The sequence below is a fragment of the Nocardioides panzhihuensis genome, from assembly GCF_013408335.1.
GTDB lineage: Bacteria > Actinomycetota > Actinomycetes > Propionibacteriales > Nocardioidaceae > Nocardioides > Nocardioides panzhihuensis.
Genome location: NZ_JACBZR010000001.1, coordinates 2,783,539 through 2,796,000 on the forward strand (window position 1 = coordinate 2,783,539; position 12,462 = coordinate 2,796,000).

The 12,462-nt window shown below is 70.2% G+C and carries 12 protein-coding genes; 1 reads left to right on the forward strand and 11 read right to left on the reverse strand.

Annotated features, from left to right (window positions below; all coding sequences use genetic code 11):
* Position 1: 1 nt before the first annotated feature.
* Positions 2-754 (forward strand): DNA-formamidopyrimidine glycosylase family protein, encoded by a 753-nt coding sequence (locus tag BJ988_RS31350; protein ID WP_179658423.1) that lies wholly within the window; start codon positions 2-4, stop codon positions 752-754.
* Here BJ988_RS31350 and BJ988_RS13255 read toward each other — a convergent pair.
* The 11 genes from BJ988_RS13255 to BJ988_RS13305 form a co-directional block, all read right to left on the reverse strand.
* A complete protein-coding gene (locus BJ988_RS13255; RefSeq protein ID WP_179658424.1) occupies positions 751-978 on the reverse strand; it encodes a hypothetical protein in 228 nt (75 codons plus the stop codon). The two genes, BJ988_RS31350 and BJ988_RS13255, sit on opposite strands and share 4 nt — an antisense overlap.
* 117 nt (positions 979-1,095) lie before the next feature.
* Positions 1,096-1,383: a helix-turn-helix domain-containing protein gene (locus BJ988_RS13260; RefSeq protein WP_179658425.1), complete on the reverse strand. Its 288-nt coding sequence runs from the start codon at positions 1,381-1,383 to the stop codon at positions 1,096-1,098.
* Between the two features lie 60 nt (positions 1,384-1,443).
* Positions 1,444-1,929, reverse strand: a complete 486-nt coding sequence (locus BJ988_RS13265; RefSeq protein ID WP_179658426.1) for a CinA family protein — start codon at positions 1,927-1,929, stop codon at positions 1,444-1,446.
* Positions 1,930-1,959: 30 nt separating this feature from the next.
* Positions 1,960-4,386, reverse strand: coding sequence for a glycoside hydrolase family 84 protein (locus BJ988_RS13270; RefSeq protein ID WP_179658427.1), 2,427 nt, complete (start codon positions 4,384-4,386; stop codon positions 1,960-1,962).
* Between the two features lie 93 nt (positions 4,387-4,479).
* Complete coding sequence (locus BJ988_RS13275; protein ID WP_179658428.1) at positions 4,480-6,450, reverse strand: ExeM/NucH family extracellular endonuclease; 1,971 nt, start codon at positions 6,448-6,450, stop codon at positions 4,480-4,482.
* A 166-nt stretch (positions 6,451-6,616) separates the two neighbouring features.
* The gene (pgsA, locus tag BJ988_RS13280; protein WP_179658429.1) at positions 6,617-7,249 is read right to left on the reverse strand and encodes a CDP-diacylglycerol--glycerol-3-phosphate 3-phosphatidyltransferase; all 633 of its coding nucleotides are present in this window, start codon (positions 7,247-7,249) and stop codon (positions 6,617-6,619) included.
* 93 nt (positions 7,250-7,342) lie between these two features.
* Complete coding sequence (gene rimO / locus BJ988_RS13285) at positions 7,343-8,800, reverse strand: 30S ribosomal protein S12 methylthiotransferase RimO (protein WP_179658430.1); 1,458 nt, start codon at positions 8,798-8,800, stop codon at positions 7,343-7,345.
* A gap of 62 nt (positions 8,801-8,862) precedes the next feature.
* Positions 8,863-9,285, reverse strand: coding sequence for a universal stress protein (locus tag BJ988_RS13290; protein WP_218860839.1), 423 nt, complete (start codon positions 9,283-9,285; stop codon positions 8,863-8,865).
* On the reverse strand, positions 9,282-10,808 hold the full coding sequence (locus BJ988_RS13295) for a tripartite tricarboxylate transporter permease (RefSeq protein ID WP_179658431.1): 1,527 nt from the start codon (positions 10,806-10,808) through the stop codon (positions 9,282-9,284). Before BJ988_RS13295 ends, BJ988_RS13290 begins: the two co-directional genes overlap by 4 nt.
* A gap of 10 nt (positions 10,809-10,818) precedes the next feature.
* A complete protein-coding gene (locus BJ988_RS13300) occupies positions 10,819-11,361 on the reverse strand; it encodes a tripartite tricarboxylate transporter TctB family protein (protein WP_179658432.1) in 543 nt (180 codons plus the stop codon).
* A complete protein-coding gene (locus tag BJ988_RS13305; RefSeq protein WP_246321473.1) occupies positions 11,358-12,407 on the reverse strand; it encodes a Bug family tripartite tricarboxylate transporter substrate binding protein in 1,050 nt (349 codons plus the stop codon). Before BJ988_RS13305 ends, BJ988_RS13300 begins: the two co-directional genes overlap by 4 nt.
* Between the last annotated feature and the right edge of the window lie 55 nt (positions 12,408-12,462).

A 12,462-nucleotide genomic window follows, 5' to 3' on the forward strand; every position in this document is an offset into this window, starting at 1 on the left:
CGTGCCCGAGGGGGACGCGGTGCTCCGCACCGCCAGGAGGCTCGAGAAGGGGCTGACCGGGCAGGTGCTCACGCGGACGGACTTCCGGGTCCCGCAGCTTGCCACGGCCGACCTGGCCGGCGGCACCGTCCGCGAGACGCTGGCCCGTGGCAAGCACCTGCTGACCCGGATCGACCATCGCACCGGCAAGTGGACGCTGCACACCCACCTGAAGATGGAGGGCTCCTGGCGGGTCCTCGAGGCCGGCCGGCGCTGGCCGAAGCCCGGGTTCCAGGCACGAGTGGTGCTCCGCACCGAGAAGACCGAGGCGGTCGGCTTCCTGCTCGGCATCGTCGAGCTCGTGCCCCGCGACCAGGAGGAGCGCATGGTCGGCCATCTCGGCCCGGACATCCTCGCCGACGACTGGGACCCGGACGCCGCCCTCGAACGCCTCGCCCGCCAGCCCGAGCGGCCCCTCTTCGATGCGCTGCGCGACCAGACCAACCTCGCCGGGATCGGCACGATCTACGCCGCCGAGACGTGCTTCATCGCCGGCATCAGCCCACTGCGTACGGTCGCGGAGGCCGGCGACAGGCTCCCCCGGATGCTCCAGCGCACACGCGACCTGATGCAGGCCGACTGGTCACGCTCCCGGCAGATGTGGGTATACGGCCGCCGAGCGTGCCGGCGCTGCGGTGGCACCGTGACCGTCGCCAAGGTCGGCCCTCCCGGTGAAGAGCGCCCGGCCTACTTCTGCGCCAGGTGTCAGCCCTAAGCCGGGTAGCCGTGAACGAGCTGCATCCGGATCCGCGCGATCCGCACTCGGGTGTCTCGCATGTGTCGTGCGACGTGCACGCGCTCGTTGGGAGCGACCGAGGTGAACTCGTCGCGAAGGATGTTCAGGGTCTCTTCCAGCCCGAAGAGCTCGGCCTCGAGCAGCGCGGGATCTGTTCGCGGCGCCGGAACCGCCATACCCGGAAGCTCGTTGTCGACAGCCATCTGCATAACACCATCTCCCCATGAACCTGCGGCCCATCGTGAGCCCGCATCACACAAGGAGACGGCGGCGTCCGTCTTGAGACACCCGGGAAGCGATCTCCCCGAGATTGGGGAGGTTCAGGCTGCGGCGGCGTCCGCCGCGGCGCGGACCGGCATCCGCAGGATGGTGGCCTCTTCGATGGCGACCGCGTCGGAGACGTCGCGAAGCACATCGGAGAGAGCCACGTCGAGTGCGCTGCAGAGCGAGGCGAGGAGCTCGGAAGAGGCTTCCTTCTGGCCACGCTCGACCTCGGAGATGTAACCGAGGCTCACTCGGGCCTCCGCGGAGACCTCGCGCAGGGTCATCCCACGCTCGAGCCGCTGGGCACGAAGCACCTCGCCGAGCAGTCGACGGAAGAGCACCATTGCGGTCAGCCTCCTACAGTTCACAAGTCACCGACATCTGGGTGACGTCTTTCTCCAACGCTACCTGACCCTTCGATGTTCCCGCCGAAGTAGTCGGAGTAGTTCATCAACAGCGAACAAACACGTATCACGCTGGATCTCCAGGCGCGAGCCCGACAGACCAAGTAGCGTCGATGTTTCGCCGTGCGGACCGGAAAGCCCGACATAGACCGTCCCCACGGGCTTTCCCTCCTGCTCCTCGGGCCCGGCCACACCCGTGGTCGCGAGCGCGTACGTCGCCCCCGACCGCTCCTGCGCACCCGCAGCCATCGCCTCGGCGCACTCCCCGGAGACCACTCCGACGGTCTCGATCACCGAGACAGGAACACCCAGCAGGTCGTGCTTGAGCTCGGTCGCGTACGTCACGAACCCACCGCGATACGTCTGCGACGCTCCCGGAGGGTCGGTGAGCATCGCAGCCAGGCGCCCGGCGGTCAACGACTCAGCGGTGGCCACCGTCGCGTCAGCGTCCCGAAGTGCGGCGTGGAGCTCCTCGACCTGATCCATGGTTCGGACAGTATCCGTTTCGGCCAGGTCTCAGTCCAGCGACCGTCCGAAGACCTGCACCTCGGCCATGTTGAGCTCGGTCGGGCTCGGTGTGGAGAGCCAGACCCGGACGTACCTGCCTCGGGCAGGCAGGTCGATGCTCGTCGGCCTGCCGGCCTGGGCGGCCTCGAAGTGAGAGGTCACCGCGGGGTCGGCCAACGCCTGCGCCAGGGTCGCCGGGAACGGCGAGTCCGAGACCAGCACGTAGTAGTCGCGGACGCGGCTGCCACAGCAGTCCACCCGGTTGTAGATCTTGACCGTCTCCAGGTCGTAGGACGCCCCCAGGTCGACCTGCCACCACGGCTGCGCCTCGCCGCCTGAGGTGGTGCTGAAGTCGTAGACGCTGCCGTTGACCGCCTTGGCCGCCCCATAGGCGGAGGACCAGTCCGAGACCTGGGAGGCCACCTTCCCCTCCGAGACGTTGCGCAGCGGCGGGAGGCCCAGCCAGGAGTCGTGCTCGGCCGCGACATCCTCGAGGAACCTGTCGAGGACGCCGTCACCGATCATGACCAGTCCCTCGACCCGGTTCTTGCCGGGCTCGGAACGGACCTGCGACGCCTCCTCGGCCAGGGCCTCCATACGCGAGCGTGCCGCCGCTGCGGCGTCCTCGTCGCCCCGGCGGATCGCGTCGAGCGCGGCGAGCGCCTCACCCATGGCGTCCGCCCACAGGTCGGTCGCCTGGAGATGCCGGTCGGCGTCGGCGACGAAGCCGTCATCGACCCCGTCCCGGATGGTCTCGGGTGTGGACGCCATCAGCCGTGCCGTCGGCCGCAGATCGCGCAGCGCCTGCTGCGGTCGTGCCTCCCACGCCTTCCAGAAGGCCGCGATGCGCTCCGCCAGCTCGGGTGACTGGGGCAGCCACAGCTCCGGCCCGAACGTCGGCGCCGCGTGGTTGAGGTCGACGAACATCTCCACCGCCTCGGTCACTCGCGGATCGCCGCCGGCGAGGTCGCGAGCCGCCTGGCGGGCCGAGGTCGCCCGGTCCCAGCCGAGGTCGTTCCAGGCGAAGTCCATCATCGTGAAGACGACCAGCTTGCTGGCGTACGCCTGGTTCATCGGGTTCGACACGATGCCGGCGAGATGCTCGGAGAGCCCCGCGTCGCGGTTGGCGTATGGGCCGAGCAGCAGCCGGCCGGCAGTCTGCCCGAAGTCGTTGACCGGGTAGTTGTCCCAGAGGAAGACCTTGCGGCCGAAGAGCTCGCGGGCGGCCGACGCCTGGTCGAGCGTGATGCTCGGCGGCACCACGTCGGTGCCCGTCCACATCACCACGACCTCGGGTGCGAGATGCTCGCGCCATGCCTGCTTGTAGGGCGTCTCGGTCAGGTCGCCGTACTGGGTCGGCACCGTCTGCAGCGGCTGCACCCCGTCGTGCGTCTCCACGAACGAGGACTGCAGCCAGCTGAGCAGCTCGGCCTGAGCCCGGCCGACGGTGGCCTGGGTCGCCCGTCCGTACGCCGCGGTGTCCTCCGCGCAGCTGAACGAGAGCGCGATGTCGTCCAGCGGCAGCGAGAAGTCCCGCACCCCGATGTCGTACATCGCCTGGAACTTCTGCTTCAGCGCGGCTCGGTCGCTCGCGCCGGTGTAGCAGACGGTGTTGCCGGGCGAGAGCGCGAAGGTGAAGCGCACATGGTTCGCGGTGGAGGCAGACACGAGCTCGCGCAGCTCGGCGAGCTTGTCGGCCGGGTACGGCTCCCGCCACCGCTCGCGGTGATAGGGGTCGTCCTTGGGCGCGTAGACGTAGGTGTTGGCCTTCATCCGGCCGTAGAACCGCAGCTGGTCGAGGCGCTCGGCGTGCGTCCACGGCTTGCCGTAGAAGCCTTCGATACTGCCCCGCAGCGGCATCCTCGGCGCGTCGCTCACCTCGGCCCCGGCGATCCGCCAGCCGTCCTCGACGGGGACGAAGAGCTGTCTCAGCGTCTGCGCGGCGTAGAACTGCCCGGTCGTGTCACGCCCGGCCAGCGTCACCGTGCCGACCGCAGCGGCCGACGCGTCGGCGATGACGGCGTAGCCCTCGGCGACGGCCGGGACCTCGACACCGCCGACGCTCCGACGTACGTCGCCACGCTCTGCCGAGCCGAGCAGCACTGTCAACGGCGCCCTGCCCGTGGCCTTGGTGACCACGTCCAGTCGCGTCACCCCGTGCTCGCGCAGCAGCCGGCTGGCCAGGTCCCGAGCCGGAGCGTCCGTGTCGGCCCCGACGACGAGCTCGACCCGTCCGGGGACCGGCAGGTCGGCGCCGGCCCGGGTCACCGAGCGTGGTGTCGGCGAGATCGTCGGCAGCGGCTGGGCCGCAGCGGTCGCCGGCGCCGAGGCGACCCCGGCGACACCCGGCGGCGCGACGGCGACCGTTGCTGCCAGCGCCGCGGCGGCGGCGACGCAGGCAGTGATCACGACGCTCGTCCTGGAACGCTCACGCATGGCAGTCTCCCTCGAGATAGGACATCGCGAGGGAGACTAACCGATTTTGGAAGGTGCCCGAGCAAACTGTGCCGGGCAGCGGCTCGACGCCGGCTAGCCGCCGTTGCGCGCCAGTCCGACGATGACCGGGTCGTGGTCGGAGGAGCGGAACGGCGAGCTGGTGTGCAGATCGGTGCCGGTGTAGTTGTAGCGGCTGTACTCCAACAGCAGGGACTCCCCCGAGTTGATCGACCAGATGTCGGAGCCGGTGAAGCGGCGCTGAGCGTGCCGGTTGAGCAGCACGTGGTCGAGCGAGCCGGCCAGACCGGAGAAGGAGTAGCTGTACTCCTCGTTGCCGCTCAGCGTCTCGGAGTCGGCGTAGCCGGCCTCGTAGAGGACCTGCATCGGGTCCTCCTGGGTGTAGGCGTTGAAGTCGCCGGCCAGCGCGACGTCGGCGATGCCGGTCTGGGCGCGGACCGAGGAGACCCAGGAGACCAGCGCGGTCGCCTGGCGCACCCGCGACTCGTTCGAGGCGCCCTGGCCGTCGCCGGTGTCGCCGTCGCCGGGCCACGGGCCGGGCGAGCCCTTCGACTTGAAGTGGTTGACCACGAAGAAGAACGGGGCGCCGCCGACGACCGGCTTGAAGATCTGGCCGATCGGCTCGCGGGCGTTGCCGAAGGCCTGGTCGTCGCCGCTCTGGCCACCCAGCGCGCGGGCCTCACCCATGCGCCGAACAGCCGAGCGCTTGTAGATGATCGCGTTGGTGATCACGTCGGAGCCGGACGCGTCGGGCAGCTCGGCCGAGGACGGGTTGGCCGTCCAGACCTCGCGACCGGCGGCGGCGTTGAGCGCGGCGACGAGCGAGCTGGTCGCCTCGTCGGGGGTCTCGCCCAGACGGGCGGAGTTCTCGATCTCCATCAGACCGACGACGTCGGCGTCGAGCGCGTTGATCGCGGAGACGATCTTGGACTGCTGGCGCTCGAAGTCGGCCGGGTCCCAGGCGCCGCGCTGGTCGCAGCCGCCTCTGACGTTGTTGCCGTCGCCGGAACGGTCGTTGTAGGCGGTGCAGCCACCGTCGCCGACGTTGTTGTCATCGGCGTCGCCCAGGGTGGTGAAGTAGTTGAGGACGTTGAACGAGGCGATCTTCACGTCGGCGCGGCCGATCTTCCGCTCGTCCGGCGCGTCGCTGCGTACGTCACCGAAGTCGGCCGGCCAGGTCGCCGGGTCCGCGGTGGCGACCTTGGTCGGCTGGAGCCGGTAGGTCGGCGCCGAGGGCGAGCCGCCCTCGGAGAGGATCACCGGGCCGCGGAAGTCGACGGAGGCGCCGACCACGACGGGCGCGGTGTTCGAGACGTAGGGAATCGTGCGGCTCGTCGGCGGGCGAAGCGTGGTCGAGGAGCCGTCGTCGAGAACGATCCCGCGAGCGGCGTTGTCCGCCTCGACCGCCGCGGCCTCGTCCGACCCGGGACGGGCCACCTCGGTCGGCTGGAGCAGCGGTCGGTCGCCCTGGGCGAGGCCGAGCTCGCCGAAGTTCTCCACGCCGTAGGTGTTGCTGACGGTGACCTCGCCCTGAGGGGCGAAGAGCATGCCCTCCAGCGACTCCTTCTGCGCGCCGGTCGCCGGCCACTGCGAGACGACCGGCTCGATCGAGCCGGTGCCGTCGGTGACGATGTCGCCTGCGGTGGGCACCGAGACCTGGGTCAGCCCGGCGTACTCGGTCACCGCACCGGTCACCGTCACCGCGTCGCCCGGCTCGACGGTGACTGCACCGGCCGAGCGGGGCTGGTAGACGAAGAGCGCGTCGGAGGCGTCGTGGGAGCCGAGGTCGAGCGAGCCGCCCGTGCCGGGCGTCTGGAGGTAGAAGCCGAAGAACCCACCTGAGGGGTAGGCCGCGGTGACGATGCCGCTGGTGGTGACGGTCTTGCCGGCGAGCGGGCTGGTGGTGCCGCTGCCCTGGATGTCGGCGATGGCGACGGCCTCGGCTGTGGTGGCGGCGCGCGCGGTCGGGATGGCGACCGCACCGACGCCCGCGACGGCGGCCGTCAGGCCGACCACCGAGCCGAGCAGCTGACGTGCTGAGAACATGGGTGACTCCCCGCGTGGAAGGTAGAAGACGATGGGCGGTCTGCCCGAATCAGCACCGGCCGAACCACGTGACCCTAACGCGGCGTACGCACCCTTTGCGGGGATCTTCGATGAACGTCCGGTAACGGAGTTACAACTACCCGAAACCGGAGATGTGCGCGATCGCTCAGGAGCGGAGGGCTGCGCGCTGCTTCCACACGCCGTGGAAGAACTGGGCACCGGACCACATGGTCAGCGCGACCGCGACCGCGAGGCAGACCTGGAAGGCGTAGAAGACGATCTCCCAGACCAGGGCGTCACCGAAGGCGCCGCCGTGCGCAGAGCCGTGCGGCAGCGGGAGCAGCAGGCCGCCGAGGGCAACGGCCTGCACGGTGGTCTTGATCTTGCCGAGCTCGTCGGCCGGGATCACGATCCTCTTCAGGACCGAGAGCCGCAGCAGGGTGACGCTCCACTCGCGCAGCAGCACGATGATGGTCACCCACCACCACACGTCGCCGACGATCGAGAGCCCGATGAGGGCCATGCCGGTGACCGCCTTGTCGGCGATCGGGTCGGCGATCTTGCCGAAGTCGGTGATCAGGTTGTGCTTGCGCGCCAGGTCGCCGTCGATCTTGTCGGTAATCATCGCGAGCACGAAGATCACGAACGCCACCCAGCGCAGGGTCGGGTTGTCGCCGCCGTCGGCGAGCAGGGCCCACGCGAAGAACGGCACGGCGAGGATCCGCAGCGTGGTCAGCGCGTTGGGTACGTTCCAGTTGCTCGTCTTCACGGCAGCGTCATCGTTCGACTGGGCGTTCACGCAGCCACCTCCGTAGCGCAAGCGCCAGAATACGGACGCGGCTGCGTGATGACTTCATGGTTCGCTCGCTGACGCTCGTTCACGGGCTGCACCTTAACCGTTCACCGAAGCGACCAGGTCGACGCCTTCGGAGGCGATGACGGTCGCGGGCACGAGATCGCCCGGGCGTACGCGCTCGACGTCGCCCTGAAGGGACGTCATGCCGTCGACCTCGGGGCCCTGATGGAGGGCCCGGCCGAGGGTCTCGCCATCGGCGACCTCCTCGACGAGCACGACGACCTGCTCCCCGATCCGCTCCTCGGCACGCTGGGCGGTGAGCTCCTCGACGAGCTCGTTGACGTGCTCGACGCGGGCCCGGATCTCGTCCTCGTCCAGCTTGATCGAGTCGTCGAAGCCCGCGGCCTCGGTGCCGTCCTCGTCGGAGTAGCCGAAGACGCCGGTGACGTCCATGCGCGCGGCGACCAGGAAGTCGGTGAGGATCTCGAGGTCCTCCTCGGTCTCGCCGGGGAAGCCGACGATGACGTTGGACCGCACCCCGGCATCCGGGGCGTAGCCGCGGATCTGCTCGAGCAGCCCCAGGAAGCTCTCCGGGTCGCCGAACCGCTTCATCCGGCGCAGGACCGCGTTGGAGGCGTGCTGGAAGCTCAGGTCGAAGTAGGGCGCCACGCCCGGCGTGGTGGCGATGACCTTCAGGAGGTCGGGCCGGGTCTCGGCGGGCTGCAGGTAGGAGACACGGACGCGCTCGATGCCGTCGATGGCCCCGAGCTCCGGCAGGAGCGTCTCGAGCAGCCGGAGGTCGCCGAGGTCCTTGCCGTAGGAGGTGGAGTTCTCCGAGACCAGGAAGAGCTCCTTGACGCCCTGCTGGGCCAGCCACTGGCCCTCGTGGAGCACGTCGGAGGGACGCCGCGAGACGAACGAGCCGCGGAACTGCGGGATCGCGCAGAAGGTGCAGCGCCGGTCGCAGCCGCTGGCCAGCTTCAGCGGCGCCCAGGGGGCGTCGTCGAGCCGCGTACGTCCGGCGAAGCCGGGCACCTGGTCCACGGCCGCCATGCCGGGGACCGAGATCGCGGAGGCGTCGCGCTCCACCGGCGAGATCGGCAGCAGCAGCCGACGGTCCTGAGGCGTGTGCGGGTGGTGGGCCTCGCCGCTCAGGATCGAGCGCAGCTTGGCGGCGATGTCGGGGTAGTCGTCGAACCCGAGCACCGCGTCGGCCTCGGGAAGCTCGGCGGCCAGGTCCTTGCCGTAGCGCTCGGCCATGCAGCCGACCGCGACGACGGCCTGCGCCTTGCCCGTCTCCTTGAGGTCGGCGGCCTCGAGCAGCGTGTCGACCGAGTCCTTCTTCGCCTGCTCGACGAAGCCGCAGGTGTTGACCACCACGGTGTCGGCCTGGTCCGGGTCAGCGACCAGCCGGAAGCCACCGGCCGTCAGCCGGCCGGCGAGCTCCTCGGAGTCCACCTCGTTGCGGGTGCACCCGAGGGTGATCATCGCGACCGAGACCAGCGGCTGGTCGGTCGGCGTGGTCTCGGCGGAGGGTTCGGTGACAGTGCTCATCACCGTGAAGTATGACGCGCGCACACCCCGGAGGCCGAACCCTCGCGCCGGACCGACGTCGATCACTCGGGTACGGACCCCGGCTTCACCGCGAGGACCGGGCAGGACGCACCGAGCAGGATCCGCTGGGCGACACTGCCCATCAGCAGCTTGCCGACCGGCGTACGCCGCCGCAGACCGACCACGACGAGCCGGGCATCGAGCTGCTCGGCGGCATCGAGGACCGCGCCGGCGACGTCCGGGTCGATCGACTGCCTGACCTCGTGCGGCCGGCCGGACTCGGCGAGCCGGCGCTCGAGCTCACCGAGCTGGTCGTCGAGGGCGTAGCGATCGTCGACCAGCGCATCGCCCCGGGAGGCGTTGACGACCACCACGCCGCGGTCGCTGCGCTCGGCGTCGGCGAGCGCCCAGTCCAGCGCCACCGAACCGTAGACGTCGGGCGCCCACGCCACGACCACCCAGCCACCTGCGGGATTCTCACTCATGAGTTCGCCAGCTCCTTCTCGTCTTCGGGGGTGGCCGACTCCTCGGCCCCTGCCCGGGCCCGGGCGATGAGCGGCCGGGCCAGGATGAACAGTGCGATCAGAACGTAGATGACCACCGCGAGCGGCTCGCTCAGCAGCGCCGCGTAGTCACCGCCCGAGATGGTCAGCGCCTCGCGCAGCTTGGTCTCCATCAGCGGGCCCAGGATGACGCCCAGGATCAGCGGGAGCACCGGCAGCCCGAAGCGGCGCATCATCAGCCCGAGCAGACCGAAGACGAGCAGCAGGGCGATGTCGAACGGGTCCAGGTTGGTGGCGTACGCCCCGAGGCAGGCGAAGAACAGGATGCCCGCGTAGAGCTGGGGTCGCGGGATCCGCAGCAGGCGCGCCCACAGCGGTGCCAGCGGCAGGTTGAGCACCAGCAGCAGCGTGTTGCCGATCAGCAGGCTTGCCAGCAGGGTCCACACCAGGTCGGCGTGGTCCGTCATCAGCTGCGGGCCGGGCGTGATCCCGTAGCCCTGCAGCGCCGAGAGCATCACCGCCGCCGTGGCCGTCACCGGCAGGCCGAGGGCGAGCATCGGCACGAACATCCCGGCTGCCGAGGCGTTGTTGGCCGCCTCGGGCCCGGCCACGCCCTCGATCGCGCCGCGACCGAAGTCGCCTCGCTTGGAGAGCTTCCGCTCGGTCAGGTAGGAGAGGAAGGTCGGGATCTCGGCGCCACCGGCCGGCAGCGCGCCGAACGGGAAGCCGAACGCGGTGCCGCGCAGCCACGGCTTCCAGGAGCGTCCCCAGTCGTCGCGGGAGAGCCAGGGACGGCCGACCGGGATCACGTGCGCCGGCTTCCGGCGCAGGTGGGCGGCCACCCACAGAGCCTCGCCGAGCGCGAAGATGCCGACCGCGACGACCACGATGTCGAGCCGGTCGACGAGCTGGGTGACACCGAAGGTCAGCCGGGGCTGGCCGGTGTTGAGGTCGAGACCGACCAGGCCGATGGTCAGGCCGAGGAACAGCGCGGCGAACCCGCGCAGGGCCGAGGCGCCGAGCACCGTCGTGGTCATGACCAGCGCCAGGACCATCAGTGCGAAGTACGACGGTGCGCCCAGGTCGACGGCCACGTCGGCCAGCGCCGGGGAGAAGAAGGCCACCAGGATGGTGCCGATGGTGCCGGCGACGAACGAGCCGACCGCGGCGGTGGCCAGCGCCTGCGCGCCACGCCCCGCTCTGGCCATCCGGTTGCCCTCCAGCGCCGTCATGACCGACGCGGACTCCCCCGGTGTGTTCAGCAGGATCGAGGTCGTGGAGCCGCCGTACATGCCTCCGTAGTAGAGGCCGGCGAACATGATGAACGCGCTGGTCGGCTCCAGCCGGTACGTCACGGGAAGCAGCAGAGCGATGGCCATCGCCGGCCCGATGCCGGGCAGCACGCCGACGAAGGTGCCCAGCAGCACGCCGACGGCGGCGTAGAGCAGGTTCATCGGGGTCAGGGCGGACTCGAGCCCACCCATGAGCAGTTGGAAGTTCTCCATCAGTCAGTCCTCACAGGATCCCGTCGAGTACGCCAGGGGTGAGCGGGATGCCCAGACCGACGTAGAAGGCGTACCAGCTGGCGATCGCCAGGACGAGCCCGACGAGCACGTCGCGAACGAGCGTGCGGCTGCCGAGGGACCAGGCGGCGCCGGCGAACAGCACCGCGCCCGAGATCGCCCAGCCGAGCAGGTTCACGGTCGCGACCGTGAACAGCAGGACGGCGACCAGCTTGAGGACGGTCAGCCAGTCGGCGGACGAGCTCAGGTCGACGTCCTCGCCGTCCTCCGGCTCCGGCTGGGAGCCGCGGGCGGTGGCGACCGTCAGCAGGGCACCGACCAGGACGAGGCCGGAGCCGATGACGTACGGGAAGACACGAGGGCCGACCGGGTCGGCGAAGCCGACCTCGAGACCGGCGGCGTCGATGATCGTGTAGATCCCGATGACGACCAGGAGCACGGCCAGGCCGTACTGGCCCAGGTCGACCCGGCGCTGCGGGCTCTCCTCGGCCGGCTGCCCCTCTGGGTGGGCGGGTTGGGTGTCGTGGACGCTCACAGCAGATCCAGCTCCTTCAGGGTCGAGGCGACGCGCTGGTCCTGCTCGACCAGCAGGTCGTCGAAGTCGTCGCCGGTGACGAAGGCGTCGGTCCAGCCGTTGTCCTTCAGCGCCTGCTGCCACTGCTTCGAGTCGTGCATGCGGGTGAGCAGGGTGATCAGCTCCCGGCGGCGCTTGTCGCTGATCCCCGGCGGGGCGAGCACACCACGCCAGTTGAGGAAGACCAGGTCGATGCCGCTCTCGGTCAGCGTGGGCGCGTCCGCGAAGACGCCGGTGGCGCGCTCGTCGCCGGAGGTGGCCAGGACCCGAAGCTCACCGGCCTCCACCTGGCCCTCGAACTCGGCGAGTCCGGAGAAGCCGACCTCGATCTTGTGGCCGAGGAGCGCGCTGGTGAGCGGGCCACCGCCGTCGTAGGTGACGTACTTGACCTTCTTCGGCTCGATGCCGGCCGCCTCGGCCAGCTGCATCGGGAAGAGGTGGTCGGGACCACCCGGCGACGAGCCGCCGCCGACGACGACGGACTCGGGGTCCGCACGCCAGGCCTCGACGAGATCGTCGATGGTCTTGAACGGCGAGTCCGCCGGGACCAGCACGCCCTCCTGCTCCTCGATGAGCTGGGCGATGGGGGTGGCGTCCTGAGGGCGGGCGTCCACGCCGAAGGAGTAGGTGGAGCCGACCACGCCCAGACCGATCGTCATGAGCAGGTTGCCGTTGCCCTCCTCGCTCATCAGGCGGGACATCGCGACGGAGCCGCCGGCGCCGAGGATGTTGGTGACCTGGATGTCCCCGCCGGACAGGTTCTCCCGGTCGAGCACACCCACGGCCGCCCGGCCGGTCTGGTCATAGCCGCCGCCCGGGCTGTTCGGGATCCACATGTCGAGGTCTCGCGACTCCTCGCCGCGGGTCACGCCGCAGGCCGACGCGGCGGCCAGCAGACAGGTGACGAGCACGACGGCGAGGGCACGGGTGCGGCGTATGCTCGCTGCCCGGCGCCACTGCGTAGGCAGCGGCAACCGGGGCGGGGACGGCGATGTCGGCGTCGACAACGGCTGGCCTCCAGACTCAGGGGATGAAACGGTCAGTGGCGATGGTCACAGTCAT